This window comes from Fulverythrobacter ferritrahens, assembly GCF_020539485.1.
In the GTDB taxonomy this organism is placed as follows: domain Bacteria; phylum Pseudomonadota; class Alphaproteobacteria; order Sphingomonadales; family Sphingomonadaceae; genus Andeanibacterium; species Andeanibacterium ferritrahens.
This window is the reverse complement of the sequence record NZ_JACDXU010000002.1, coordinates 588,074-615,024: the sequence shown is the minus strand read 5'-3', so window position 1 is coordinate 615,024 and position 26,951 is coordinate 588,074. Positions and strand designations below refer to the sequence as shown.

Below are 26,951 nucleotides of genomic sequence, written 5' to 3'. Positions count from 1 at the left end.
GGCACATTGCAGGACTACCAACCCTGCAATTACCTACCAGTCCGGAGGTGCGCGTAGTCGACCGCAAGCCTCCCTTGTTCAACAGAACAACGCGGCCGGCGCGGGTGTGTGCTCCCTTGGGCGGTTCTCCCAATGGCAATGCCTCCCAGCGCTCAGACGCGGATGATCGGATGTGTGGTGCTCTCCTCTGCCCGTGCACACCTGTCCCTGGAGGACGGGCTCTCCGGGACGGATCACCGCCAGTGGCGCGAGATGATCACTCGCGAGGGAAAACACGCCGCACGCGAGCCCGTGGCGCCTTTCCTGGCCGATCACCGAAAAAAGGGCCGAACCCAAGGCGCTGCGGATGGGCGCCCGGTCTCTCGCAACTCCCTCCGCCCGCTCCGCACGCGCCTCAGTTCCTGACGCCGTGCCGGCCGCGCGATTGGTTTGTTCCATAGGATGGCGTTACGTCCGGGCTCGCCGCCGGATGGGGCTTGGTGCCCTGTTCCCCCTTCACCCACACCCGTTCGTCCTGAGCCTGTCGAAGGACGCGCGCAAGCGTTGCCGTTAAGAGCGCCCGGATCAAAACTCAGCGCGAGTCCTTCGACAGGCTCAGGACGAACGGGGATTGAGGGGCAGCAACAGAACCGCTGTGCCTCAAATCTGCAGATCGTCCACGATCTCCACCACTTCCTCATCGGTTTCGCGAGCGCGGTTGGCCTGGCGGGGCTGGTCGAAGCTGGCCAGAACCGGGGCATCGCGGTCGTAGATGTCGTTGAAGGTGGTCAGTTGGCCGTTGATGTCGCGGCCCATGGTGAAATAGGTAATGTAGACCGGGAAGGTCTTCTGCAGCGGCACCTTGGTATATTTGCCGGAAACCGAGATGGCCACGGCATCGTCCTTGGCCGCGCCCTTGCCCAGGATCGCCATGGTGATCGCCAGTTCCTGCGCCCTTTCGGTGCGGATGCAGCCATGGCTGAGCGCGCGCCTGTCACTGTCGAACAGATGGCGCGAGGGCGTGTCATGCAGGAAGATCGCATGTTCGTTGGGCATGTCGAGCTTCATCAGGCCGAGCGAATTGTTCTTGCCGGGCTGCTGCACCACATTGACGAAGCCATTGGCGCCCTTGGTGACGGCATAGCCCTGCGCCTTGGCGGAAGCGGGATTGGCCAGCAGCCGCGCGCCCAGCCCTTCGCCCTTCACGATGCTCTGCGGCACGGTCCAGGTGGGGTTGAAGATCACGCCTTCCACCACTTCGGCCAGCTGCGGCGTGGCGGTGCGGCCCGGCTTGCCCACGATCGTCTTGTAGCTGCGGATGATCTTGTTGTTCACCGTCAGCCGCAATTGATATTCGGGCACATTGGTCAGCAGATATTGCGAGCCCAGATCGCGCGCCAGCCAGCGCCAGCGATCCATATTGGCGCGGATCAGGGCGATGCGCGCCTTGTTGGCCTTGGGCGTTGCGGCCAGCGCTTCCTTGAGCTCCGCATAATCGGGCACGGTGGGCGCCAGCTTGCCGACCACTCCGGCAATGTCGTGGCTTTCCAGCGCCTCGGCCATGATCTGGCGAGTGGGCAGCCGGTCCGGATCGGGATCGACCACGAACCACTGCTTGCGCGCCTCCATCGGAGTGCGCCCGTCGCGCAGATCCTCGATCAGCCAGGAGAAGCTGCGGGTCGCCTGCTCGTCCAGACTGGCGCCTTCGCCATCGGCAATCGCGGCGGCAAGGCCCTGCATCTGGTAATCATAGGGGATGAGCCCTTCCGAGCCGATGCCCTGGATCAGTTCAAGCAGCGCCTCGCCATCAGCCAAGGTCCATTTGAGCGGCGCCTGATCCGCATCGGCCAGAGGCTGGACCACCGGAGTGGCAGCGGCCTCGGCGGCAGGGGCGGGCTGGCTATTGGCGGGCAGGAGCGGAGTGGGTGCGGGTTGCGGCACCGCCGGCTGCCGGGTGGGCGCAGGCTGTCCCGGCTGGGCTGAGACCGCGGCGGGAACCGCCAGCGCCGCCAAACCAAGAACAACAAACCTGCGCATCGGAACATTCATCGAGATCTAGCCCTGTCTATGCGCCGGAGGGGGCCCGGCCATATGTGTCGTGATATTAAGCCAATCATTCAACAAAAGCGATGTCTGCAGAATTAACCGTGAAAGGAGCTGGCAATTCGGCGTGACGGCGCAGCGGCGCGGCCCTATGTGCCCCGGCATGAGCCATTCCGCCCATTCCCGGCATTCGATGGCGCCCTTCGTGGCCATCGCAGTTTCCATCGCCTTCTATTCGGTGATGGACGGGGCGATGAAGTTCGCCTCGCTGGCGCTGGGCGCCTATAGCGCGACCTTCTGGCGCAATGTGCTGGGGGCGGCCATGGTGCTGCCACTATGGCTGAAGGAAGGCGCACGGCGGCCGGATTTGCCGCTGCTGAAGCTGCACATGCTGCGCGGCTGCCTGTCGGCGGGCGTGGGGACAAGCTTCTTCTACGGCCTGATCCGCCTGCCCATGGCGGAAGCGATTGCCATTTCCTTCATCGCCCCGCTGATCGCCCTGTTCCTGGCGGCGCTGCTGCTGAAGGAGAAGGTGGGGCGGCAGGCCATCGGCGCATCGGTGCTGGGACTGGTGGGCGTTCTGGTGATCGCTTTGGGCCGCGCGGGCGAGGCCAACGCCCATCCCGAAGCAACGCTGGGCGTCATCGCCGTGCTGGTTTCCGCCTGCCTCTATGCCTGGAACCTCGTGCTCCAGCGCCAGCAGGCCCTGCTGGCCAAGCCTGCCGAAGTGGCCCTGTTCCAGTGCGTTGCCGCCACGCTGACTCTGGTCATAGCCGCGCCCTGGCTGCTGGTGATCCCCGATACGGAAGCCTGGATGAGCGTGAGCATCAGCGCCGTGCTGGCCATCGGCGCGCTGATGCTGGGCAGCTGGGCCTATGGAAGGGCCGAAACGCAGGCGCTGGTGCCCTTTGAATATACCGCCTTCCTGTGGGCCGCCCTGTTCGGCTGGATCGCCTTTGATGAAGCGGTGACCATGCCCACGGTGCTGGGTTCGGCCCTGATCGTGGCAGGCTGCTGGATCGCGGCGCCCCGCAAGCGCACCGAGCAGACCGCACTCTAGGCCCGCGGCCTAAGGCGCGTTCAGCCCGATCGGGCCATTGCCCGCGCCGCTGTCTGCCGAGCCGGCGGGAGCCTCATCCCCGTTCATCAGATCGAGCAGGAAGCCCAGCCCCGCGCCGGCACATGCGGCCACCACCAATGCAGCCGCCATGACCGCGACGCGCAGCGGCTCCGCTTTGCGGGGAGAGTTGCCGATTCCATTCATCGGCGGGAGCGATAGCGCGGGTGTGCGCCTGCGCCAAGGATTCGCCACAGAGCATGAAAAAGCGCCCTGGCGGACGGCTATTTGCAAGGCCCAACCCTTGACCTTGCGGGGCAAAACGCGCAGGTGCCGGGCGACTCCCCTCCTTCGCAAACGAGCGCATCGGAGGGCTCCGCAATTCGGAAATAAGAGGACGGCGCACAGATGACCCAGGTCGGCAAGAACTCGCTCGGCACCCGCAGCACGCTCAGCGTGGGAGGCAAGGACTATGCCTATTACTCCCTCAACAAGGCGGCGGAAAAGATCGGCGACGTCAGCCGCCTGCCCTTCTCGATGAAGGTGCTGCTGGAAAACCTGCTCCGCTTCGAAGATGGCGGCTTCACCGTTTCCACCGACGACATCCAGGCCATTGCCGACTGGCAGAAGAACCCCGTGACCGGCGCTGAAATCCAGTATCGCCCGGCCCGCGTGCTGCTGCAGGATTTCACCGGCGTGCCCTGCGTGGTCGATCTGGCCGCCATGCGCGATGCCATTGCCAAGCTGGGCGGCGACACCAGCAAGATCAATCCGCTGGTGCCGGTCAACCTCGTGATCGACCACTCGGTGATGGTGGACGAATTCGGTCACCCCAAGGCGTTCGAGGAGAACGTCGAGATCGAATATCAGCGCAACATGGAACGCTATGACTTCCTCAAGTGGGGTTCCAAGTCGCTCAACAATTTCTACGCCGTGCCCCCGGGCACCGGCATCTGCCATCAGGTGAACCTGGAAAACATCGCCAAGTCGGTGTGGACCAGCGTGGACCAGAATGGCGAGACCGTGGCCTATTTCGACACCTGCGTCGGCACGGACAGCCACACCACCATGGTCAACGGCCTGGGCGTGCTGGGCTGGGGCGTCGGCGGGATCGAGGCCGAGGCCGCGATGCTGGGCCAGCCGGTTTCCATGCTGATCCCCGAAGTGGTCGGCTTCAAGTTCACTGGCGAGCTGAAGGAAGGCGTGACCGCGACCGACCTCGTGCTGACCTGCACCTCCATGCTGCGCAAGCATGGCGTGGTGGGCCGCTTTGTCGAATATTACGGCCCCGGCCTTGCCTCGCTGACGCTGGCCGACCGCGCCACCCTGGCCAATATGGCCCCCGAATATGGCGCGACCTGCGGTTTCTTCGGCATTGACGACAAGACGCTGGATTACCTGCGCCTGACCGGCCGCGAGGAAGAACAGATCGCCCTGGTGGAAGCCTATGCCAAGGAACAGGGCTTCTGGATGGAACCGGGCGCCGTGGAACCGGTGTTCTCCTCCACGCTGGAACTCGACCTGTCGACCGTGGTGCCCTCGCTCGCCGGGCCGAAGCGCCCGCAGGACTGGGTGCCGCTGCCCGAGGTGGACGACGTGTTCAACAAGGACATGACCGAAACCTACAAGAAGACCGCCACCCGCGTTCCGGTGCAGGGTAAGGACTTCGACGTGGGCGATGGCGACGTGATGATCGCGGCCATCACCAGCTGCACCAACACTTCCAATCCGGGCGTGCTGGTTGCCGCCGGCCTCGTCGCCAAGAAGGCGGACGAATTCGGCCTCAAGCCCAAGCCCTGGGTGAAGACCTCGCTGGCCCCCGGCTCGCAGGTCGTTACCGATTATCTCAACAAGGCGGGCCTCCAGTCCCACCTCGACAATATCGGCTTCAACCTGGTCGGCTATGGCTGCACCACCTGCATCGGCAATTCCGGCCCGCTGGCCGAACCGATCAGCAAGGCGATCAACGAAAACGGCCTCGTCGCCGCCGCCGTCATCTCGGGCAACCGCAATTTCGAAGGCCGCGTCAGCCCCGATGTGCGCGCCAACTTCCTCGCCAGCCCGCCGCTGGTGGTGGCCTATGCGCTGAAGGGCACCGTGGTGGAAGATTTCATCACCACCCCCATCGGCACGAGCAAGGATGGCCAGGACGTGTTCCTCAAGGACATCTGGCCGACCAATAACGAAGTCTATGAAACCATGGCGAGCTGCATGGATCGCGCCATGTTCCAGGCCCGCTATGCCGACGTCTACAAGGGCGACAAGCACTGGCAGGCAATCGACGTTGCCGGTTCGGAAACCTATTCCTGGCGTGCAGGCTCCACCTATATCGCCAACCCGCCTTACTTCGAAGGCATGACCATGACCCCGGCCCCGGTTTCCGACATCGTGGAAGCCAAGCCGCTGCTGATCCTGGGCGATTCCATCACCACCGATCACATCAGCCCGGCCGGTTCGATCAAGGCCGACAGCCCCGCGGGCGAATGGCTGATGGCGCATCAGGTGGCCAAGGCGGACTTCAACTCCTATGGCGCGCGGCGCGGCCATCACGAAGTGATGATGCGCGGCACCTTCGCCAATATCCGCATCAAGAACGAGATGGTTCCCGGCATCGAAGGCGGCATGAGCCGTTATGGTGACGAAGTGCTGCCGGTCTATGACGTGGCGATGAAGCACAAGGCCGAAGGCACGCCGATGGTGGTGGTCGCCGGCAAGGAATACGGCACCGGTTCCAGCCGCGACTGGGCGGCCAAGGGCACCAACCTCCTGGGCGTGCGCGCGGTGATCGTGGAAAGCTTCGAGCGTATCCACCGCTCCAACCTCGTCGGCATGGGCGTGCTGCCCCTGCAGTTCAAGGAAGGCGATACCCGCCTGTCCCTGGGCCTCGACGGCGATTGCAGCTTCACCATCCGCGGCGTGGCCGATCTCAAGCCGCAGCAGGATGTCGAAGTGGAAGTCACCAAGGCGGACGGTTCGACCTTCACCTTCACTGCCCTGTGCCGCATCGATACCGCCAATGAAGTGGAATACTTCATGAATGGCGGCATCCTGCAATATGTGCTGCGCAAGCTGGCCGCCTGATCCGCGCCAGCCCGGCCCAGTCCGGCCCAGTCCGGCACTGCCGAAATCGAACAGGCCCCGCAGCGATGCGGGGCCTTTTTCGTTGGCGAATATATCACTTGGAAACACGGCGGATGTTCTGCGTCACCTCCCCCTCTTCGTCATGCTGAACTTGTTTCAGCATCCATCTCGCCTTCACAGCCAGCCCTGAACGAGACGAAAAATAGACCCTGAAACGAGTTCAGGGTGACGAGAGGCGGGCAACAGACCGCCATGTTCACACACAACATCATTCCATTTTCGCCGGCCGCCCCACTCCTTCCTCCCCCCTGTCTCTTTCAGGTTCACGTCAGCCCAGTTGATCCAGGTCAATGGCGGACGAAGTCAACTAAGCCATCAGGCAGTCTTGGATGGGACGGGTTCCGCAAAGCCCAACTGGAGTCGCGGAGCCTGAGTGACAGGAACAACCGGACAGGGTCGCGCCGCCATGCGCCTGCCGGATACAGGGGAGGTTGTAACCCATGTCGATTGGCGAATTTCTATTCCAGATGACGGAGGCGATCAGACAGACGCCGATCGTCGAATTCTCGCTCTGGGTCTCCGACTGGCCCTTCGCGCTCTGGCTGCAGAGCAACTTCCTGGCGATCCCGGGCTTCCAGACGCTGCACATCCTCGCCATCGCGGTGCTGTTCGGCTCCACCCTGATGCTCAACCTCAAGGTGCTGGGCGTGAGCGGCAAAGACCAGACATTGCCACAGATCTTCAATCGCTATCAGCCCTGGATCAAGGGCGGCGCATTGGTGCTGATCACCACGGGTATCATCCTGCTGATCAGCGAACCGGTCCGCAACATGGTCAACCCGATTTTCTGGATCAAGATGGGCGTACTGATCGTGACGATCATCGTCAGCCTGTGGTTCCAGGCCGCCGTGCGTGGCCGGATGGAGCAGTGGGAGGTCTCGCCCGGCGGGCAGGGCTCGATCAAGCTCGGCGCCGTCGCGCTGATCGTGCTGTGGATGCTGGTCATGGTTGGTGGGCGCTGGATCGCCTACGCACCGGTTTGAGGGGGGAGAAAGAACAATGGCAAATTCCATCTGGGCCAGCCTCGAGCAATCCGGCCTCGGCACCACTATCGCCAGCAATGAATGGATGTTCCCGACCATCGAGACCATTCACGTCTTCGCCTTGGTCACCGTCATCGGCGCCATCGCCATCATGGACATGCGCCTGCTGGGCCTCACTTCGAAGAACCGCAGCGTGAAGGCAGTGGAACGCGATACGGTGCCCGTCACCTGGATCGGCTTCGCGGTGGCCCTGATCACCGGCGTGCTGCTGTTCGTCAGCAAGGCGACCACTTACATGGCCAATCCCTATTTCCTCTGGAAAATGGGCCTGATGGCCCTGGCTGGCGTCAATATGGCGATCTTCCACCGCATCCTGTCCAAGGGCATCGACGAATGGGGCAAGCCGGGCGGCAGTGTTCCCGCGGCGGCAAAGCTCTCGGGCGCGCTTTCGCTCGGTATCTGGCTGATCATCCCCTTCTGCGGGCGCGTGATCGGCTTCACCCTGGGCGTCTATTACTGAGATCCTGAAGAGGTCACCCCGGCGAGCGCCCAACTCGCCGAAAGGGCCGGCCCGGTGCAGTAGGCCGCACCGGGCCGGCTTTTGTTTTGGGTGCCGACTGATCCGGTTCAGAAACTTGCCTTACGAAAAGGGCGGCCACACGAAAAAGGCGGCCCTTGCGAGGCCGCCCTTTTCATTTTCGCCAAGGCCAGCGCCTCAGGCGGCGCGCTTGCTCTCCTGCCGGGCCTTGCCGAAACGGCGGCGGCCGAAGACGGCGGCGGCGCCTGCACCGAACAGCAACAGCATCGGCGGGGCAGGCACCTGCGTGCCGCTGGTGGTGCTGGTGCTCGATCCGCTGGTCGAACCCGAAGTGCTCGTGCTCGAAGAGGTCGAGGAACTGGTGGAGCTGGAGGTCGAACTGCTGGTCGAGGAAGACGTGCTGCTCGTCACATTGCCCGAGCTGGAACTGGACGAACTGCTGCTGCCCGAACTGGAGCTCGAACCGCTGGAGGAACCCGAACTCGACCCGCCGCAATGCTTGTGATGGCAGTTCCCGCTCGACCCGCCGCTCGAACTCGATGAGCTGGAAGAGCTCGACGAAGACGAGGAGGATGACGACGAACTGGAAGAGCTGGAGGAAGACGATCCGCCCGAGCTGGTAGTCGTCGTGCTGGTGATGCCGCCCGTGCTGCTGGTGGTCGTACTCGTCACCCCACCGGTGGAAGTAGAGGTGGAACCACCACTGGTGGAGGTCGATCCGCCGCTGCTGGAAGTGGAGCTGCCCCCGCTCGACGTGCTGGTCGAGCCGCCCGTGGTGGTGGAAGTCACCACGACGCTGCCGCCCGAGGAACTGCCGCCGCCGAAGAACCCACCGAAGAACCCGCCGCCGAAACCACCAAAGCCGCCCGAACCGCCAACCACGGTCACACCGCCGCCACTCGATCCGCTGACCGGGGGAAGCGCCGGAAGGGGCTGGGGCAGCGGCACGGGCATCATCGCGATCTGCGGCGTGCAATCCGGGCCGCCCTGTTCGCAAGGCGCCTCGATCACGCGGCGGATACGCTTCACCACGCGCGGCTTTTCAGCAACGCGCTTGGCGGGCTTGCGCTTCACATATTTCGGGGCCGCCTTGGCTACCTTGGCCGACTTGTAGGTCGTCACATTGGCAGATTGCGGTTCTGCGACATGCACTGCCCCGCCGCCAAGCAGCGCACCGCCAGCAGCAGCGGCAGACAATTTCGCGAGGGCCATTCTTACCGACATGGTCTCAAATCCTGTTCGCTTCAGAATGGCCCGAGCCGCGGATACGACTCCCCCTTTTCACCACCCTGACCGATGCAACAGGCCAGACCACCCCCTTGCGAGCAATTGAATTAACTATGTTTGCCCGCGAGGAAGGCGATTATTTTGGGACATTCAGCCCCTTCGGGGCAGAGTTGTCCCACAATGGAACCGAACGCTTGGTCAGGCTTTCGGGAAAATGCGTAACAGCAAGGCCATTGAGGGGGAGATTATTTCCCTTCCCCGAAAAGCCCCCCCTGCAATCCGCCGGCGGGCGGGGTGATTCCCAGATGCGCCCAGCCGCGATCGTTCAGCACACGCCCGCGTGCCGTACGGGCAAGCAGGCCCAGCTGGATGAGGTAGGGCTCGACCACTTCCTCCACCGTATCGCGCGGTTCGGCCAGGCCCGCGGCCAAGGTTTCGACGCCCACCGGGCCACCCTTGTAGATATCCGCGATCATGGTGAGATAGCGCCGGTCCATCGCATCGAGCCCCAGCGCATCCACTTCAAGCCGGGTCAGAGCCTCATCCGCGACCTTGGCTGTCACCACGGGGGAGCCGAGCACATGGGCGAAATCGCGCACCCGCCGCAGCAGACGCCCCGCCACGCGCGGCGTACCACGCGCGCGCCGCGCAATCTCGCGCGCGCCTTCGCTGTCCATTTCCACCGAAAGCAGCTTCGCACCCCGGCGCACCACCAGTTCCAGCTCGGCCTCGGTATAGAATTGCAGCCGTACGGGAATCCCGAAGCGGTCCCGCAGCGGCGTGGTCAGCAGGCCTTGCCGCGTGGTCGCGCCGATCAGGGTGAAGGGGGCAAGGTCGATCCGCACCGAGCGGGCGGACGGCCCCTCCCCGATGATCAGGTCCAGCGCGCGGTCCTCCATCGCGGGATAGAGCACTTCCTCCACTACCGGATTGAGGCGATGGATCTCGTCGATGAACAGCACGTCACCGGGTTCGAGATTGGTCAGCAAAGCCGCCAGATCGCCGGACTTGGCGATTACAGGGCCAGAGGTAGCGCGGAAGCCCACGCCCAGTTCCTTGGCCACGATCTGCGCCAGAGTGGTCTTGCCAAGGCCGGGCGGGCCATGGAACAGCACATGATCCATCGCCTCCCCGCGCGACTTCGCGCTCTGGATAAACACCCGCAGATTATCCCGCGCCGCCGCCTGCCCGATGAATTCGGCAAGCGACTTGGGCCGCAGGGCCGCGTCCTGATCCTCCGGCTGGCGCTGGGGGGAGAGGGTGGGGTTAGTGGTCACGTATCAGACAAATCCAGAAATGACTCCCTCGGCATCCGCACGATCGAATCGCCCAGCGCTAGGAACTCAACTAACAGCTGAACTATAAGGTCAAATGCCTCTTGAGCATTCGAGTTTGGGATAGGATGGGCAGCGATACCATCAGGACGAGTGCAATCGATTATTGTCTTTCTGATGGAATAAAAACGTACGATTTTCGACGCGTTAGCAGCCCTCAGCCGCCCGAGATTCGATGACAAAGAGTGGTAAACCGAAAAATAGTCACTCCTGAGATCGACCAGATAGACATACGAGATGTTCGGATCTCGTACCAACTCTTCCCTGATACGGCGCGCTTCGCCGAGGTAGTTCTGTAGTCTGGTGAGCTTACAAAGCGCATCAACCTCACTGGCAATTGCCAGAAGAATCGCTTCGTCTTCACGTCGCCTGTCAAAAATTGAAACAACTGTCTGGAAACCCCCAGCAAGCAGTGCCCCAAGAATCGCGGCCAAGACCTCCGCCATCACCCCGCCGCCCTCTTCAACGCGACCCGCACCAGATCGTTCAGCCCCGCATCTTCGCCCAGTTCGCCTTGCGCATGGGCGACCGCGCTGGCCGCCACGGCAGGCTTGAAGCCGAGATTCTGCAAAGCCGAAACCGCATCCGCGCTGGCCGAACCCACCGGAGCCGCCACTGCGCCCAGCGCGACACCGCCCGAACCGCCAGGCATTCCGCCTGCCTTCTCCTTCAGTTCATTGACGATGCGGCCCGCCAGCTTCGGCCCGACGCCATTGGCGCGCGCGACCTGGGCGGCATCGCCATTGGCGCAGGCGTTGCGCAGTTCGTCGATCGAGAGCGCAGACAGGATCGCCAGCGCCACCTTGCTGCCCACGCCCTGCACCAGGGTCAGCAACCGGAACCAGTCCCGCTCCGCACTGGTGGCGAAGCCGAGCAGGCGCATGTCGTTCTCGCTCACCTGCAGATCGGTGAACACCGTGACCCCCTCGCCCTTCTCCCCCAAGGCGCTGAGCGTCTTGGCCGAGCAATGGACGAGATAGCCTACGCCCTGGACGTCGATTATCGCCCAGTCGGTTCCGGTTTCGTCCAGCAGGCCCCGTAGCTTCGCAATCATGTTTTGTTCCTGCCTGAAACCGAGGCACATGGCTAGTGCCACGCCTCGCTTATCGTCCTCGCAATTGCGGGGTGTGGACATGTTGGGAATTTCCGACAATAGCCCCATCCCATGAGCTTCAACACTTTCGGCCGCGTATTCCGCTTCACCACCTGGGGGGAAAGCCATGGCCCCGCTCTGGGCGCCGTGGTTGACGGCTGCCCTCCGGGTCTGACGCTGGACGAGGCGTGGATTCAGCCCTTCCTCGATGCGCGCAAGCCGGGAACGTCCAAGTTCACCACCCAGCGGCGCGAGGCGGACGAGGTAAAGATCCTGTCCGGCGTGTTCGAAGGCAAGACCACCGGCACGCCCATTTCGCTGATGATCGAGAATACCGATCAGCGATCCAAGGACTATTCGGAAGTCGCCAAGGCCTATCGCCCCGGCCATGCCGATTATGCCTATGACGCGAAATACGGCTTCCGCGACTATCGCGGCGGCGGCCGTTCCAGCGCACGCGAAACCGCTGCGCGCGTGGCGGCAGGCGCCGTGGCGCGGCTGGCGATCCCGGAAGTGACGATCCTGGCCTATGTCAGCGAAATCGGCGGGGACCGGATCGAGAGCTTCGATGCGGGCGAAATCCGCAACAACCCCTTCTTCTGCCCCGATCAAGCCGCCGCCGCCCGGTGGGAAAAGCTGGTGGACGATGCGCGGCTTGCCGGATCGTCGCTCGGGGCGGTGGTGGAATGCGTGGCCACGGGCGTTCCTGCAGGCTGGGGCGCGCCGCTTTATGGCAAGCTCGATGCAGACCTTGCCGCCGCGATGATGGGCATCAATGCCGTGAAGGGCGTTGAAATCGGCGAAGGCTTCAACGCGGCGCGCCTGCGCGGCGAGGAGAATGCCGATCCGATGCGCCCCGGCGCGGGTGGCTCGCCGGAATTCGACGCAAACCATGCAGGCGGCATCGCAGGCGGCATTTCAACCGGCCAGCCGGTGGTGGTACGCGTGGCTTTCAAGCCCACCAGCTCGATCCTGATCCCCCAGCCGACGATCACGCGCGAAGGGGAAGCGACCGAGCTGGCCACCAAGGGCCGCCATGACCCCTGCGTGGGCATTCGCGGCGTACCGGTGGTGGAAGCGATGATGGCGCTGGTGCTGGCGGATCACAAACTGCTGCATCGCGCTCAGGTGGGTTGAACCGAAGGCGGACGGGTAATCAGCGGGCGGGCCGGGCCTCCCCCTCTTATCTATGATTCCGATCAATCCGCGCTGATTGATTTACTCTATCATACCAATCGGACTCTTTTGTTTGGCAGATGAGCCACACGCCCCTATCTCGGCGTGACTGAGTTTCATCTTGAATAAACGGAGCAAAATGATGGGTATCATCGGCAGCGAGATCAAGCCGTTCAACGCCACCGCCTTCCAGGCCGGCAAGGACTTCTTCCAGGTGACCGACGCTGACGTGAAGGGCAAGTGGTCCGTTTTCTTCTTCTACCCGGCGGACTTCACCTTTGTGTGCCCGACCGAGCTGGAAGACATGGCCGACCAGTATGAAGAGCTCTCCAAGCTCGGCGTCGAAGTCTATGCCGTCTCCACCGACACGCATTTCAGCCACAAGGCCTGGCACGACAGCTCGCCCGCCATCAGCAAGATCAAGTTCCCCATGCTGGGCGACCAGCTGCACACGATCTCGAAGAACTTCGGCGTGCTGCGCGAGGAACAGGGCCTGGCCGATCGCGGCACCTTCGTGGTCGATCCCGATGGCGTGATCCAGGTGATGGAAGTGACCTGCGAAGGCGTGGGCCGCAATGCTTCGGAACTGGTCCGCAAGATCAAGGCCGCGCAGTATGTCCGCTCGCACCCCGGCCAGGTCTGCCCGGCCAAGTGGGAAGAAGGCGCTGAAACGCTTGCTCCCTCGCTCGACCTCGTCGGCAAGATCTAATCCCTCGAGCCCGCATCTGCGGGACGCATGAGCGGCTCGGGGCGCCCCCTCCGCCCCGAGCCGCTTTTGTTTTCACGAGACCCGAATCCAAGGAACCAAACCCATGCTCGACGCCAATCTGACGCAGCAGCTCAAAACCTATCTTGCGAATCTGCGCGAGCCGATTGAGCTCGTCGCCTCGCTTGGCGACGATGCGAAATCGGCCCAGACCCGCGAATTGCTGAACGAGATCGCCGCCCTGTCCGACAAGGTGAGCGCCAGCTTTGACGGCGACGATGCACGCAAGCCCAGCTTCGCGATCATCCGCGCTTCCGACCCCAGCCGCCAGGTCCGCTTCGCCGGCCTGCCGATGGGCCACGAATTCACCTCGCTGGTGCTCGCGCTGCTGTGGGCCGGCAGCCATCCGCCCAAGGTGGAGCAGGACGTGCTCGACCAGATCGCAGGCCTGGAGGGCGATTATAATTTCGAGATGTATTTCTCGCTCTCCTGCCACAATTGCCCGGATGTGGTGCAGGCCCTCACGCTGATGGCGCTGACCAATCCGCGCATCCACGCCACGCTGATCGAAGGCGGCACTTTCCAGGCCGAGGTCGATGCGCGCAATGTGCTGGCCGTGCCCGTAACTTTCCTGAATGGCGAGATGTTCGCCAGCGGCAAGATGAGCGTGGAGGAAATCCTCGCCAAGCTCGACAGCAATGCCGATGCGAAGGCTGCGGCCAAGCTGGCGGAAAAGAAGCCCTTTGAAGTGCTGGTGGTGGGCGGCGGCCCGGCCGGCGCCTCTGCCGCGATCTATACGGCGCGCAAGGGCTTCAGCACCGGCATCGCGGCGGAACGCTTCGGCGGGCAGGTACTCGACACCATGGGGATCGAGAACTTCATCTCCGTGCCCTATACCGAAGGGCCGAAGCTGGGCGCCGCGCTGGAAGCTCACGTCAAGGAATACGACATTGACCTGATGAACCTGCAGCAGGCCGAAAAGCTTGTGCCCGCCAAGGTTCCCGGCGGCTATCACGAAGTGGTGCTGAAGAATGGCGCGACGCTGAAGGCCCGTGCGGTGATCCTCACCACCGGGGCACGCTGGCGCAATCTGGGCGTTCCGGGCGAATTCGAATATCGCAACCGGGGCGTTGCCTATTGCCCGCATTGCGACGGCCCGCTGTTCAAGGGCAAGCGCGTGGCAGTGATCGGCGGCGGCAATTCCGGGGTCGAGGCGGCGATCGACCTGGCCAATATCGTGGGCCATGTCACGCTGATCGAATTCGATCACCAGCTGCGTGCCGACCAGGTGCTGCAGGACAAGCTGCGTTCCATGCCCAACGTCACCATCCACACTTCGGCCCAGACAACCGAAGTGACCGGCGATGGCGAACGGGTGAACGGCCTTGTCTACAAGGACCGGGAAAGCGGCGAGGAAAAGAAGGTCGAGCTGGAAGGCGTGTTCGTCCAGATCGGATTGGTGCCCAACAGCGAATGGCTGAAGGATTCCGGCGTCGAACTTTCCCCGCGGGGCGAGATCGTGATCGACGACAAGGCGGCCACGAACCTGCCCGGCATCTTCGCGGCGGGCGACGTGACTACCGTGCCTTACAAGCAGATCATCATCTCCATGGGCGAAGGCGCAAAGGCGGCACTCAGCGCCTTTGACTACATCATCCGCAATGCTCCGGCGGAAGAAGTGGCCGAAGCGGCCTGACGCCGCCCATACTGCCGCACATGTTGGCGGCACACAGGATGGGCAGGGACCGGAAGGTTCCTGCCCGTCTTACATATGCGCCCGTCGCGCTGGCGCCGATGCGCGCCCGCCGATACAGATGCACAAGACATCAACTATTTCATGGAATAGTATAAAAAATCGACAGGGCAGCTTGATCCACGACAATGCGTTCCACGTTGCTCTCGTTCAGGACTTGTGGCGAATGAGAGGTCTGCAATGAGTTCGACTGTCCCCTCGCGGCATTATGCGCCGCTGTCCATTGCGCTCCACTGGATCATGGTGGTGCTGATTGCCGCGGTTTACGCCTCCATCCTGCTGCGCGAAAACTATCCCAGGGGAAGCGATCTGCGGGAGGGGCTGAAGACCTGGCATTTCATGCTGGGCCTTGCCGTTCTTGCCCTCGTCATCATCCGCATAGTTGCAGCCCGCATCGGCCATAAGCCACCCATCACACCGGAACCGCCGGCCTGGCAGGTGCTGCTCGCCAAGGTCACGCATTTTGCCCTGTACGCGTTCATGATCGCGATGCCCGTTCTGGGCTGGCTGGCCCTGAGCGCCTCGGGCAAGGCCATCCCGTTCTTCGGGCTGGAACTTCCCGCTCTGGTTGGCCCGAGCGAGGCGCTGGCGGAGCAGGTGGAGGAAGTGCACGAGACTATCGGCACAGTCGGATATTTCCTGATCGGCCTGCATGCCCTTGCGGCCCTCTTCCATCATTATATCGTCAGGGACGATACGCTGAGGCGCATGTTGCCCGGCCGCAACTGATGCCAATCGGCAGATCGCAAAGCCTGCTTGGGCACGATGTTCTGCCCTTCTACCTGTCGCTGCTCGCCTTGGTGGCGGCGGCGCTGTTGCTCGATGCGCTGCTGCATCTTGGCAACGCAGTCTGGATCGGGCGTTATCTCGGGATTCCGGGAACGATCCTGATCCTGGTCTCGGGCCGGTATTCGCTGCGCAAGCACAAGATCGTATCATGGGGAAAGCCTGCCAAGCTGCTCAAGCAGCATCAGTGGCTGGCATGGATCGGATCGCTGCTGGTGCTCGTTCATGCCGGCATTCACTTTAACGCCTGGCTGGGCTGGCTGGCCGTTGCCGCGATGCTGATCAACGTCGCCAGCGGCCTTACCGGCAAATATCTGCTCGGCCGCACGCAGAAACGCCTCGCCAACCGGCGGCGGGCACTCACGGATGCGGGCCTGTCTGCTGACGATATTTCCGAGCGCACCCATTTCGACACCAGGACGATGGACCTCATCAAACAGTGGCGGGTGATCCATGTTCCGATCACTCTGGCCTTTGCCGGGCTGGCGCTGGCGCACATCATCACCATCTTTCTGTTCTGGAGCTGGAAATGACAGCCCCCGGCCCCCGCACAGGGCGCGCACTGCTCGCGGGAATTGCCGTCGCGCTGATGGTGCTGCTGGCCCTGCTCTTCATCTATCCGCACCAGATGATCGCGCCCGGCCCGCTGATCCCCGCTCATGCCGAGCTGGAACAGGATTGCTTCGCCTGCCATGCGCCCCTGCGCGGGGCCTCGCCCACACGATGCGTCACTTGCCACGTCCCCACCGAGATCGGGGTCAAGACGACGAAAGGGGAACTGATCCGCAGCGAGAAACCCAAGGTGGCGTTCCACGCGCAGTTGCAGGATGCCGATTGCATGGCCTGCCACACGGATCACGCCGCAGCCCTGCTTACCAGGAACAAGCCCAAAAGCTTTGCTCACGACCTGCTCAAGCCCGCAGTCGCAACGCAATGCGCCTCATGCCACGCCAAGCCCAAGGACGGCCTGCACGCCACCATCACCGGGCAATGCGCGCAATGCCACACGACGAACAAGTGGACGCCGGCCAGCTTCGCACATGATCGCTACTTCCAGCTCGACGCCGATCACAATGTGGCCTGCACGACCTGCCACATCGGCAACCAGTTCGAGCGCTACACCTGCTACGGCTGCCACGAACATCAACCTGCGCGGATCATTGCCGAACATGCCGAGGAGGGCATCCGCGACATCGAGAATTGCACGCGCTGCCACCGCAGCCCGCATGGCAAAATAGAAGGCGATCGCCGGGGCGAAGAAGAACGGGAAAGGTGATCGGATCGAGGCCAGTCTATCCGCTACCGCGCGGGGCTTCCCCTCACCGTCCCCGCCTGAGCACGATATAAACCGCCCCTTCCCCGCCATGGCGCCGATGGGCGCCGCGCACGGCTGCGATGTCCGCGCCGTGCGGCCCCGCGGCCAGCCAGTCGAGAACCTTGGCGCGGATGGCGCCCCGGCGTTCGCCCCGGTCGGCATGTTCCACCGGGCGGGGCTTGCCGGTTACCACCAGCACCAGCCGCGCGCCCATCGCCTTGGCCTGCGCCAGCCCGCGGTCCAGCCGAATATGCGCCTCGTCCAGAGTGTGGCCGTGCAGGTCGAGCGTGAAATCGGGATCGATCCGCGCGCCCTTCAGCTTGCGTTCCCAGCTTGAATCGAGGCCGTGCCGATCATGCAGGGTCTGGCGCGGCGCGGGCGTTGCCTTGGGCGGCAGCGGCGGCGGTACGCGCCCCTTGAGCGCCTTGGGCTGGGGTTTAGGGGAAGGCGGATCGATGACTGCCCGCGCCCCTCCGGCAGCCTGCGGCTGGTCCCCCTCCCCGGTGCGGGGAGGCTTGGGATGGAGTGGCTTCACGGTGCTGGCCACGCGTTGCCACAGGGCCTTCTCTTCGGGCGAGAGCCCGCGCGGCGTGCGCATGGCGGCCCCCTTATTCCGCGCCCAGACGGCGCAAGGTGCCCTTGGGCAACAGCAGCACGGCCTGGCCGCGCGTGCTCATCCCGCCGGCAACCTCCTGGGCTTCCTCGCCCGCGCCCCAGAAAGTGTCGAAGCGATTGGCGCCCTTGATCGCCCCGCCCGTATCCTGCGCGATCCACAACCCGCTGGCCAGCGGGTTGTCGACATCGAGAAACACGGGCGCGCCCAGTGGCACGAATTTGGGATCCGCCGCCACGGAGCTTTGCGGGCGCACAGGCACGTTCAGCGCGCCGAGCGGGCCATCGCCGGTCAGTTCGCGGAAGAACACCCAGCTCTTGTTCTCGCGCATCAGGGCGCGGCCTTCTTCGGGATGTTCGCGCAGATATTGCATGATGCCCTGCATCGAACCGGAATATTGCCCCGGTTCGCTGCCGATCAGGCCGCGCTGGCGCATCAGCGAGCCGATGCCCGCATATTCGCGCCCGTTCTGCCCGGCATAGCCAATGCGCAGCACCGTGCCGTCGGGCCCGCGCAGCCTGCCGGAACCCTGGATCTGCAGGAAGAAGAATTCCACCGGATCGGCCGCCCAGGCGATTTCCAGCCCCTTGCCCTCCAGCGCGCCCTGTTCGATCTCGGCCCGTTCGAAATAGGGAACGAAGCGCCCCTGCGCGTCATAACGGCCGAGCGGCGGCTGACCCGAGCGCTCGGCAACAGGCATATCGTCATACCAACCGCGCGTCAGATCAGGCGGCAGAGCATAGACGGGCACATCATAGCCCGGCTGGCGAGCGCGCACCCCGGCGATTTCCGGTTCGTAATAGCCGGTGGCGAAAGCCGCGCCATCACCCACCACGGCGGTTTCGAAATAGGTGGCGAAGAAGCGCGCGGCATCGTCGCGATTCCAGGTGGCGGCGGCCTGACAGGCGGGGCGCCAGTCTTCCTTGCGGGTCAGCCCGCTCGTATCGTCCCGCGCAGTGAGGCGGGGGCAGCTTTCGGTGAAAGAGGCGAGCGCATCGCCCGCATCATAGCGGGAAAGGTTCAGCGCCCCCATGCCCTTGCCCGGCGCGACGCCCGCGATGAGTGCGGAGGCAGGCGCCGGGGCCGGTGCGGGGATCATGCCCGGGGGGCGTCCCCCTTCGGGAATGATGCGCCCGCATGCGGCAAGCATGGCCAGCGCGGCGAGCGAGCCCAGCCCGCGCAAACGCGCCCCCATGAGAGATCAGCCTTCGTCGGTTTCGTCGAGCAGCCAGTCCGGCCCCGCAGAGGACACGTCACGGCTGAAGGTCCAGATATCGCGGCTTTCCACTGCGTCATGCAGCGAGCCGGCCACGACATTGCCGTCCTTGTCCCGTGTCACGGCAGCGATATCGGCATTGAAACCGACCCCGATGCGAGCGATGCGCCCATCGAACGAGGCGGAGTGGATTTCCACTTCCTCGATCCGGACAAGGCGGTTTTCCAGCGTTTCGCCTGCCGCTTCGCGCGCGTCGATCGCGGCGCTGAAACCTTCATAAACGTCATTGTCGCACAGGGCGCGCAGCGTTTCCTTGTCCCCGCGCCAGAAGGCTTCGAGGATAACGCCATAAGCCGCCTTCGCCCCTTCGAGGAAGGAAGGAAGGTCGAAATACCGGTCGGCCGAAGCGATGGCCCGCAGGCCCTGATCCAGCGCGGGCGGATAAAGGCCGAATTCGCGCGGACGCTGCGGCTGCTGGGCCGTCTGCGCGGGCTGCGGCGGGGAACGGCGCGGCAGGCCCTTCTGCCCTTCGGGCTGATCGAAGCGGGTGGGCACCGGTTCTTCCTCATGCTCGGCACGGCGGCCCAGCACGGAATAGAGCCTCAGGCCCAGGAAGGCGGCGATCATGGCCAGGATTACAATTTCGTAGATCATGAGTTTCAGGCTCTGAACCGGTTTACCATGGCAGCGCATGGTGCACCGCCTCAATTTTTCAATGTGCCCGAAATAGGTACTTTTTACAAATGAACAACAGGTGGACGGCATTTCCGGTGCGGCGCGTGTGGCAGCATGGCGACTATCACGATATGGCGCGCGGGCGTTGCGGGGCGGCATCCCAGATGCTAACCGCGCCGCCGGACACCGACATCGCGCGGTGGAAAATTGAGCGGATTCCCTAGAGAAAGCGAATATCATGGCCGATGAAGGCGACGTCCTGACCAACCTCGATCCCAATGCCGCCGCCAATGGCGTGGACAGCCAGCCCGTGGCCGGTCTGTTGTCTCAATATATCAAGGATCTTTCGGTCGAAAATCCGCGCGCGCCGGAAAGCTTCCAGTGGACCGAGCAGCCCGAACTCGACGTTCAGTTCAACATCGGCACGCGCCAGGTGAATGCCGAAGTGCATGAAATCGAACTGAAGATCGGCGCCACGGCCAAGACTTCGCAGGGCACCAGCTATGTGGTGGAACTGGCCTATTGCGGCCTGATCGGCCTGCGCAACATGCCCGAAGATCAGGCACATGCCTTCCTTTATGCCGAAGCTCCGCGCATCCTGTTCCCCTTCGCCCGCCGCGTACTGGCCGATGCCACCCGCGATGCCGGCTTTGCCCCGCTGCTGCTGGACCCGATCGACTTCCACAGCCTCTATGCCCAGCAGCTCCAGCGCCGGCTGGAGGAAGGCCAGAGCGAAGACTCTACCGTCGGCAACGCCTGATCTGCCGGCCTGAGGGGGGCGGGCGATGAGCCTTGTTCGCAATGTCGGCACGATTGGCGGGCTGACCGCGATCAGCCGCGTCTTCGGCTTTATCCGCGACATGCTGCTGGCCCGCGTCCTTGGGGCGGGGCTGGCCGCTGACGCGTTTCAGCTCGCCTTCACTCTGCCGAATACCTTCCGGCGACTCTTTGCAGAAGGTGCCTTCTCGGTGGCCTTTGTGCCGCTTTACTCCCGCGCCTTGCACGGCGCGGGCGGCCAGCCGGGCAGCGAAGAAGCGGCGGAGCGATTCGCAGACGATGTACTCTCCGTCTTCATCTGGGTGCTCACCGCCTTCAGCGCACTGGCGATGCTGGCCATGCCGGGAATCGTGTGGATTCTGGCAAGCGAGTTCCAGAGCGTGCCCGGCAAGTTCGAACTGGCCGTCACGCTCAGCCGCGTAACATTCCCCTATCTTGGCCTGATCAGCCTTGTGGCGATGCTTTCGGGCCTGCTGAATGCCCGGGCACGATTCGGCCCCGGAGCAGTAGCGCCGGTGCTGCTGAATCTGGCGCTGATCTCCTCGCTGGGCGCGGGCTGGTATCTGCGCGAACAGGGCGGGACCGACACGACCGTTGCCACCGCTCTGGCGGTGGGCGTCTCCGTGGCCGGGCTGCTGCAGCTGATCTATCTGTCATGGGAAACGCGCCGGGCAGGCGTGCGGCTGAAAGTGACCTTTCCGAAGATCACGCCCGAAGTGAAGCGGCTGGGCGCGCTGATCCTGCCCGCCACTTTCGGCGCGGGCATCTATCAGATCAGCCAGTTCGTCGACACTTTCTTCGCCACGAGCCTTGAACAAGGCTCGCTGACGCTGCTCAAGCTGGCGGACCGGCTGAACCAGATGCCTTTGGGTATTGTTGGCATCGCCCTGGGCACCGCGATCCTGCCCATGCTCTCACGCCATATCCATGAGGATAATCCGCGCGAGGCGCAGCGCCTGCAAGCCAATGCCTTTGAAATGGGAACCTTGCTGACCCTGCCCGCCGCGGCGGCCCTGGCGGTCTGCGCCCCGGCCTTCGTCACGGCCTTTTTCGTGGGCGGCAAGTTCACCCAGGCCGATGGGGCCACCATGGCGCATATCGTAATGGCGCTGGTGGCGGGGCTGCCCGCCTATGTGGTGGTGAAAATCCTCAATCCCGGCTTCTTCGCTCGGGAAGATACACGGACCCCGGTGCTCTCCGCGCTGGTCTCGCTGATCTTCAACATCGCGGTGAACCTCTATGTGGTACAGCGTTTCGGCATTGTCGGGCTGGCGGCGGCCACTGCCGCTTCGGCCACGCTCAACTGCGCAATCCTCTACACCATTCTCCACCGCCGGGGCTGGTTCCACTTCACCCGCAAGCTGGCGTTACAGATCGGTCGGCAGATCGTGGCGACCGCCGCCATGGCCACGGCGCTCTACAATGTCATGCCGCTGATGATGGCTCGCTATTCCGGCAATTTCATCGAACGGACCTGGTCGCTCGTGGTTCTTGTGGGCCTGGGGTTGGGGGTGTTCTTCACCGTTGCCTATGCCGTGGGCGCGCTCGACAAGGATCTGCTGCGGCAGTTGCGCCGCCGCCGCCCGAATGAAAGCGCGCTGGATACGGATTGACCGGATAGCAGGCCCGATCAGGCGGCCGGTGAGGGTGGGTAAGTAATCACGGGCTTTCTCAAGGCGCAAATTGTGATATGCGCCCCGCCCATGGAACGAATCCCATCCTGCGCTTGCATCATGGCCCGCATCGGCCGGGGGGCACCGGAAGAGTCGGGGCGATGGCGTGAGGTAACATCGCGCATCGCGCGCTGATCTCTACTGCCCGCCGCCCGCATCATGGGGGCGGAGTTACCGCAATTCGTCTCACGAAAGTTCCAAAACAATGCGTATCGTATCCGGCATCCAGCCCACCGGGCAGCTTCACCTTGGCAATTATCTGGGCGCCATCCGCAACTGGGTGCGCATGCAGGACGAGATGGAGCAAGGCAGCGAATGCCTGTTCTTCCTTGCGGACCTGCACGCCATCTCCATGCCGCACAGCCCCGCTGAACTGCATGCCGCCACGCTCGAAATGGTCGCCGCACTGACTGCCTGCGGCATCGATCCCGATCGCTCGATCCTGTTCAACCAGGCCCAGGTGCCCGCCCATGCCGAGCTGCAATGGCTGCTGAACGGCACGGCCCGCATGGGCTGGTTGAACCGCATGACGCAGTTCAAGGACAAGTCCGGCAAGAACCGCGAAGGCGCCAGCATCGCCCTGTTCACCTATCCGGTGCTGCAGGCGGCCGACGTGCTGCTCTATCAGGCGACTCACGTTCCCGTGGGCGAGGACCAGAAGCAGCATCTGGAGCTGGCCCGCGACGTCGCCCAGAAGTTCAACAACGACTTCGCGAGCGAGGACGCCCCGGTGTTCACCCTGCCCGATGCGATCATTCCTCCCGACGCGGCCCGGATCATGAGCTTGCGGGATGGCACGTCGAAGATGAGCAAGTCCGATCCCTCGGACATGAGCCGCATCAACCTTACCGACGATGCCGACACCATCATGCAGAAGGTGAAGAAGGCCAAGACCGATCCAGAACCGCTGCCTTCCGAAGTGGAAGGGCTGGCCGGCCGCCCGGAAGCGAACAATCTGGTGGGCATTTATGCCACTATGGCGAACATCACGCCCGAAGCTGTGCTGGCCGATTTCGCAGGCAAGGGTTTCGGCGCATTCAAGCCCGCTCTGGGCGAGCTGCTGGTGGAAACGCTGGGCACCATCACCAGCCGCTTTGTGGAACTGAAGCAGGACCGCGAGGAACTGGATGCGATCCTGGCCAAGGGCGCGCTGAAAGCCCGGGCCCTTGCCGGGCCGACGCTGAATGCGGCCTATGATGCGCTGGGGCTGGTCCGCAGCCACCACTGATGCCTTCAAATGGGCGCGCCTGCCGCTGCTGGCGCGCCCATTCAAGGCCTATTCACGCTGCCTGCGTCAAGCTAGCATCTGACAATGGACTCGTTCCCGCGCGCCGGCTGTTCCGGACACGGGTTGCCGGAGAATAGGGTAATGCAACCAAGTCACTCGACAATCGGCCGCACGATCAAGCTGGTGGTAGTTCCCTTGCTGCTTGCAGCGCTGGCGGCCTGCGCATCCAGCTTCAAGGCAGATGTTTCCCGCTTCCAGAGCCAGCTTCCGGCTCCGCAGGGCCAGAGTTTCGCTGTCGTGGCGGATGATCCCAAGCTCGCGGGTGGGCTCGAATTCGCACAATATGCCCATCTGGTGGAAGGCCAGATGCAGAAGCTGGGATATGAGCTGGCCTCGCCCAAGGACGCGTCCCTGATCGTTCGTTTCGACTATGGCGTGGACAATGGACGCGAGAAGGTGACCGGCAGCAGCTTCAGCCGCGATCCTTTCTTCAGCCCCTGGTATGGCTATCGCGGTTATTATGGCCGCCCCTATTACGCCAGCCGCCTGTGGGGCTTCGGGTGGTACGATCCCTTCTTCGATGACCGTTCGCTTGACAGCTACACCGTCTACACCAGCGGAATCGACCTGAAGATCGACCGTGCGGCCGATGGCCAGCGCCTGTTCGAAGGCAAGGCGGAGGCTGTTTCCACCTCCAACCGGCTGCAATATCTGGTGCCCAATCTGGTGGAAGCCATGTTCACGGACTTCCCCGGCAATTCGGGCGAGACGGTGCGGATCACGATCGCGCCTGAAAAGAAGAAGTAAGCGCCGCCCCCCGGCATCGCCGGGACAGCAGGCAAACAAAAGGCGGGCCCGATGGGTCCGCCTTTTTGCTGTCCTTCCCGTCCTGGCCCTATTCGCCTTTCGGGGTCAGCAGCGTCTTGCGCAGGCGTGCCAGGATCGGTTCGTACAGCAGCTGTTCGAACATCAGCCCGGCCCTGTCGTCTTCCACCCAGATCACCGTGGCCGGCTGGAAAGCCAGCCCTTCCAGCTTGATCAGAACCCGGTCATCGGACCGGATCGACCAGGCCCGCCGGTCAATCATGCAGCCGATGGGAGAAATATCCAGGACGGGCAGATCGAGCACCCCGCCGCTGCGCGTGCGACATTGGGCGATAAGTTGTCTTGCCTCGTTCGGCACATCGGCGGCCACATTGCTATCCCGTTTGTTTTTCCTGTGGTGCCGCCGGGAAACGGCAGAAATCCGCGCCGTGGCATCGGCAAGGATTGATGATGATGTTTCATCAGCAAAGGGCTTACAGATCTGCCTAATTTTTAGTGAAGGCCCTGTTTACCCACGGGAAGGGAAAGATTTTTGACCCGCATCAAGCCTTGAGAGACACCACTCCGCCAGTCGAGCCGAAGCCCCCTTCTCCGCGCTGCGTATCGTCAAGCTCGGCCACCTGGACCCAGCGCGCGCGCGTGACCGGGGCCAGCACGAGCTGAGCGACGCGGTCCCCGCGATGGATCGCAAAGGGTTCGCTGCCGAAATTGATCATGATGACCTTCAGCTCGCCGCGATAATCGGAATCGATCGTGCCGGGAGTGTTGGGAACGCTCACCCCGTGTTTCAGCGCAAGGCCGGACCGGGGGCGCACCTGGATTTCGTAGCCATCGGGAATGGCAAATGCGAGACCCGTGGCCACAGCGTGGCGCATGCCCGGCTCCAGCACCACATCCTCGGCGGAAAGGACATCCATCCCCGCAGCGCCCGGCGTGGCATAGTTCGGAAGCTCCAGCCCCTCGCCATGCGGCAGGCGTTTGACCTGAACCGCAACGTCATTCGAGGGCATCGGCAATCCTTTCCATCAACTTCAGGGCTACCTCTTCCTTTGGCATCACGGGCCAGTCCTCGACAGAGTCGGCAGTGACGATATGCACAGTGTTCTGTTCACCGCCCATCGTATCGCCCTTCACGTCATTGGCCACGATCCAGTCCGCGCCCTTGGACTTGCGCTTCTTCTTGGCGTTCTCGATCAGGTCGTTCGTCTCGGCGGCAAAGCCCACCAGCAGGCGCGGCCGGTTCGGACCTGCGGCAATGGTGGCGAGAATGTCCGGGTTTTCCGTCAACAGCAGCGCCGGCGGGGCGTTGGCGCGCTTCTTGATCTTGGCATCGGCGAATTCCATCGTCCGCCAGTCCGCCACGGCGGCCACCATCACTGCCGCATCGGCGGGCAAGGCCCGCTTTACCGCATCCGCCATCTCAAGAGCCGATTCGACATCGATCCGGTCCACGCCCGGCGGGGTCCTGAGATGGACCGGGCCGGTCACCAAAGTCACCCGCGCGCCCAGTGCGGCGGCGGCGGCGGCGATGGCGAAGCCCTGCTTGCCGGAGGAGCGATTGGCGATGTAGCGCACCGGATCGATCGGCTCATGCGTGGGGCCTGCGGTGACCAGCACATGCCTGCCATACAGGGGGCGATGTTCGGGCGCGATTTCAAAACCGGGCTGTCCTTCCAGCGGATCTTCGCGGATTTCCGCCAGCGGAGGAATCGCCTGATCCCAATCCACGGATTCTGCCGCCGCCCCGCCCGATCCGGTGCGAACGAGGTGATTGAGCGCCTCCCTATCGGTGGCCGGCGCAGAACGCGCCTTGCCCTTGCGCGCGAAAAGCGGGCTGGAAAGATCGGGTTCGGCCTCAACAGGCACTTCCACCGCACGGGCACCGGGTTCGGGATAGGCCCTGCTCAGAGCATCCTGGAAGGGCGAGCTTGAAGGAACGAAATCCTCCGGCAGCGCGGGAAGGTCGCCATATTCGACTTCCTCCTCGCGGATGCGGCGCGGGGTGGTGCGCTGGATCAAGGAAGCGAACAGCCCGCTTAGGCCCCCCTTACTTGCGGTGGAGGCCTCCTCCAGCAGATCTTCCTCTTCATCCTCCGGCTCCAGCGCCTCAAGATAATCGGCGATCTGGTGCCGGCCTGCCCCGCCTTCGCCCAGCAGGCCAGGATCGAGGCCAAGCATCTCTGCAATTTCGAGCCAGACCATCTCCGGTTCCGGCAGGCGACCGGGGCCGAATTCGCCGCAGGCCATCGGGCCTTCATCGGGCTGCATCACGCGCACCCCGGCATGGCGCAGCCAGGCGACATTCCGCTGGGTCGCCTCGTGCTGCCACATGCGCACATTCATGGCCGGAACGGCAAGCACCGGCTTGTCCGTGGCGAGAATCAGCGTGGTGGCCAGATCGTCGGCAATGCCTGCCGCCATCTTGGCCAGCAGATCGGCCGTGGCCGGGCAGACCACCACCAGATCGGCATTCCGGCTGAGCTGGATATGCCCCATCTCCGCCTCATCCGTGAGGTTCCACAGCGAGGTGTGAACCTTGTTCTCGCTCAGCGCCGCGAGCGACATGGGCGTAACGAATTGCGCGCCGCCCTCGGTCAGCACGCAGGTCACATCCCCGCCGCCCTTGCGGATCAGGCGAACAAGTTCGCAGGATTTATAGGCCGCTATACCGCCGCCCACGACCAGCAAGATGCGCGGTCCTGTCATATGTGCAACCTGCACCTGTGCGCGATGAAGTTCATTCAACCAACCTAGCGCCGCCGTTAACCTAATGCCAGTCATGGCCCGCCCGTGGTTAAGTTTTGCCTAGCAGC

27 protein-coding genes are annotated in these 26,951 nt (G+C 63.6%); 16 read left to right on the top strand and 11 right to left on the bottom strand.

The features are described from left to right. Positions 1–639: 639 nt before the first annotated feature. Positions 640–1,920: a L,D-transpeptidase family protein gene (locus H0274_RS11040; RefSeq protein WP_226795468.1), complete on the bottom strand. Its 1,281-nt coding sequence runs from the start codon at positions 1,918–1,920 to the stop codon at positions 640–642. A 265-nt stretch (positions 1,921–2,185) separates the two neighbouring features. Here H0274_RS11040 and H0274_RS11035 point away from each other — a divergent pair, with 265 nt between their 5' ends. Further along, positions 2,186–3,082 carry a DMT family transporter gene (locus H0274_RS11035; RefSeq protein ID WP_226795465.1) on the top strand — a complete coding sequence of 299 codons (897 nt, stop codon included), beginning with the start codon at positions 2,186–2,188 and terminating at the stop codon, positions 3,080–3,082. 9 nt (positions 3,083–3,091) lie between these two features. On the opposite strand, the gene H0274_RS11030 is transcribed toward H0274_RS11035, so the two are convergent. Next, positions 3,092–3,286 carry a hypothetical protein gene (locus tag H0274_RS11030; RefSeq protein ID WP_226795462.1) on the bottom strand — a complete coding sequence of 65 codons (195 nt, stop codon included), beginning with the start codon at positions 3,284–3,286 and terminating at the stop codon, positions 3,092–3,094. A 201-nt stretch (positions 3,287–3,487) separates the two neighbouring features. On the opposite strand from H0274_RS11030, the gene acnA reads away from it, so the two are divergent. The 5 genes from acnA to H0274_RS11005 all read left to right on the top strand — a co-directional run bounded on the left by acnA (position 3,488) and on the right by H0274_RS11005 (position 8,855). Further along, positions 3,488–6,160, top strand: a complete 2,673-nt coding sequence (gene acnA, locus H0274_RS11025; protein WP_226795459.1) for an aconitate hydratase AcnA — start codon at positions 3,488–3,490, stop codon at positions 6,158–6,160. Between the two features lie 500 nt (positions 6,161–6,660). Continuing rightward, complete coding sequence (locus H0274_RS11020; RefSeq protein ID WP_226795456.1) at positions 6,661–7,203, top strand: DUF6644 family protein; 543 nt, start codon at positions 6,661–6,663, stop codon at positions 7,201–7,203. Between the two features lie 16 nt (positions 7,204–7,219). Next, the gene (locus H0274_RS11015) at positions 7,220–7,723 is read left to right on the top strand and encodes a DUF6644 family protein (protein ID WP_226795454.1); all 504 of its coding nucleotides are present in this window, start codon (positions 7,220–7,222) and stop codon (positions 7,721–7,723) included. Between the two features lie 226 nt (positions 7,724–7,949). Next, positions 7,950–8,246 (top strand): hypothetical protein, encoded by a 297-nt coding sequence (locus tag H0274_RS11010; protein WP_226795451.1) that lies wholly within the window; start codon positions 7,950–7,952, stop codon positions 8,244–8,246. A gap of 123 nt (positions 8,247–8,369) precedes the next feature. Next, positions 8,370–8,855, top strand: a complete 486-nt coding sequence (locus H0274_RS11005) for a hypothetical protein (protein WP_226795448.1) — start codon at positions 8,370–8,372, stop codon at positions 8,853–8,855. A gap of 358 nt (positions 8,856–9,213) precedes the next feature. Here H0274_RS11005 and ruvB read toward each other — a convergent pair whose 3' ends face one another. From ruvB to ruvA, 3 genes are read right to left on the bottom strand one after another with little or no spacing between them, the layout of a single operon-like run. Next, positions 9,214–10,245, bottom strand: a complete 1,032-nt coding sequence (ruvB, locus tag H0274_RS11000) for a Holliday junction branch migration DNA helicase RuvB (protein WP_226795446.1) — start codon at positions 10,243–10,245, stop codon at positions 9,214–9,216. Next, on the bottom strand, positions 10,242–10,748 hold the full coding sequence (locus tag H0274_RS10995) for a hypothetical protein (RefSeq protein WP_226795443.1): 507 nt from the start codon (positions 10,746–10,748) through the stop codon (positions 10,242–10,244). The genes ruvB and H0274_RS10995 overlap by 4 nt, the downstream gene beginning before the upstream one ends. Continuing rightward, complete coding sequence (gene ruvA / locus H0274_RS10990; RefSeq protein WP_226795440.1) at positions 10,748–11,356, bottom strand: Holliday junction branch migration protein RuvA; 609 nt, start codon at positions 11,354–11,356, stop codon at positions 10,748–10,750. The genes H0274_RS10995 and ruvA overlap by 1 nt, the downstream gene beginning before the upstream one ends. Before the next feature lie 111 nt (positions 11,357–11,467). Between ruvA and aroC the strand changes: the two genes are divergently transcribed. The 6 genes from aroC (at position 11,468) to H0274_RS10960 (ending at position 17,092) form a co-directional block, all read left to right on the top strand. Beyond that, on the top strand, positions 11,468–12,532 hold the full coding sequence (aroC, locus tag H0274_RS10985) for a chorismate synthase (RefSeq protein WP_226795437.1): 1,065 nt from the start codon (positions 11,468–11,470) through the stop codon (positions 12,530–12,532). Positions 12,533–12,713: 181 nt separating this feature from the next. Next, positions 12,714–13,280: an alkyl hydroperoxide reductase subunit C gene (ahpC, locus tag H0274_RS10980; RefSeq protein WP_226795711.1), complete on the top strand. Its 567-nt coding sequence runs from the start codon at positions 12,714–12,716 to the stop codon at positions 13,278–13,280. 103 nt (positions 13,281–13,383) lie between these two features. Then, positions 13,384–14,973 (top strand): alkyl hydroperoxide reductase subunit F, encoded by a 1,590-nt coding sequence (gene ahpF, locus H0274_RS10975; RefSeq protein WP_226795433.1) that lies wholly within the window; start codon positions 13,384–13,386, stop codon positions 14,971–14,973. A 237-nt stretch (positions 14,974–15,210) separates the two neighbouring features. After that, a complete protein-coding gene (locus H0274_RS10970) occupies positions 15,211–15,759 on the top strand; it encodes a cytochrome b (protein ID WP_226795430.1) in 549 nt (182 codons plus the stop codon). Further along, positions 15,759–16,349 (top strand): hypothetical protein, encoded by a 591-nt coding sequence (locus tag H0274_RS10965; protein ID WP_226795427.1) that lies wholly within the window; start codon positions 15,759–15,761, stop codon positions 16,347–16,349. The genes H0274_RS10970 and H0274_RS10965 overlap by 1 nt, the downstream gene beginning before the upstream one ends. Next, entirely contained in the window at positions 16,346–17,092 is a 747-nt protein-coding gene (locus tag H0274_RS10960; RefSeq protein ID WP_226795424.1) for a cytochrome c3 family protein, read from the top strand. Before H0274_RS10965 ends, H0274_RS10960 begins: the two co-directional genes overlap by 4 nt. Positions 17,093–17,135: 43 nt before the next feature. On the opposite strand, the gene H0274_RS10955 is transcribed toward H0274_RS10960, so the two are convergent. From H0274_RS10955 to H0274_RS10945, 3 genes are read right to left on the bottom strand one after another with little or no spacing between them, the layout of a single operon-like run. Continuing rightward, on the bottom strand, positions 17,136–17,729 hold the full coding sequence (locus H0274_RS10955; protein ID WP_226795422.1) for a Smr/MutS family protein: 594 nt from the start codon (positions 17,727–17,729) through the stop codon (positions 17,136–17,138). Between the two features lie 10 nt (positions 17,730–17,739). Beyond that, positions 17,740–18,939 (bottom strand): murein transglycosylase A, encoded by a 1,200-nt coding sequence (gene mltA, locus H0274_RS10950; RefSeq protein ID WP_226795421.1) that lies wholly within the window; start codon positions 18,937–18,939, stop codon positions 17,740–17,742. A gap of 6 nt (positions 18,940–18,945) precedes the next feature. Next, positions 18,946–19,614 (bottom strand): Tim44/TimA family putative adaptor protein, encoded by a 669-nt coding sequence (locus tag H0274_RS10945; protein ID WP_226795419.1) that lies wholly within the window; start codon positions 19,612–19,614, stop codon positions 18,946–18,948. A gap of 259 nt (positions 19,615–19,873) precedes the next feature. Between H0274_RS10945 and secB the strand changes: the two genes are divergently transcribed. From secB to H0274_RS10925, 4 genes are all read left to right on the top strand, one after another. Continuing rightward, positions 19,874–20,395 (top strand): protein-export chaperone SecB, encoded by a 522-nt coding sequence (gene secB / locus H0274_RS10940; RefSeq protein WP_226795417.1) that lies wholly within the window; start codon positions 19,874–19,876, stop codon positions 20,393–20,395. A 25-nt stretch (positions 20,396–20,420) separates the two neighbouring features. Beyond that, complete coding sequence (murJ, locus tag H0274_RS10935) at positions 20,421–22,025, top strand: murein biosynthesis integral membrane protein MurJ (RefSeq protein WP_226795415.1); 1,605 nt, start codon at positions 20,421–20,423, stop codon at positions 22,023–22,025. Between the two features lie 265 nt (positions 22,026–22,290). Then, the gene (gene trpS, locus H0274_RS10930) at positions 22,291–23,313 is read left to right on the top strand and encodes a tryptophan--tRNA ligase (protein WP_226795413.1); all 1,023 of its coding nucleotides are present in this window, start codon (positions 22,291–22,293) and stop codon (positions 23,311–23,313) included. Between the two features lie 141 nt (positions 23,314–23,454). Further along, positions 23,455–24,120 (top strand): DUF4136 domain-containing protein, encoded by a 666-nt coding sequence (locus H0274_RS10925; RefSeq protein ID WP_226795411.1) that lies wholly within the window; start codon positions 23,455–23,457, stop codon positions 24,118–24,120. A gap of 88 nt (positions 24,121–24,208) precedes the next feature. Here H0274_RS10925 and H0274_RS10920 read toward each other — a convergent pair whose 3' ends face one another. The 3 genes from H0274_RS10920 to H0274_RS10910 form a co-directional block, all read right to left on the bottom strand. Then, on the bottom strand, positions 24,209–24,508 hold the full coding sequence (locus H0274_RS10920) for a PilZ domain-containing protein (RefSeq protein ID WP_413463479.1): 300 nt from the start codon (positions 24,506–24,508) through the stop codon (positions 24,209–24,211). 172 nt (positions 24,509–24,680) lie between these two features. Next, a complete protein-coding gene (gene dut, locus H0274_RS10915; protein WP_226795408.1) occupies positions 24,681–25,148 on the bottom strand; it encodes a dUTP diphosphatase in 468 nt (155 codons plus the stop codon). Further along, positions 25,135–26,844, bottom strand: coding sequence for a bifunctional phosphopantothenoylcysteine decarboxylase/phosphopantothenate synthase (locus tag H0274_RS10910; protein WP_226795406.1), 1,710 nt, complete (start codon positions 26,842–26,844; stop codon positions 25,135–25,137). Before H0274_RS10910 ends, dut begins: the two co-directional genes overlap by 14 nt. Between the last annotated feature and the right edge of the window lie 107 nt (positions 26,845–26,951).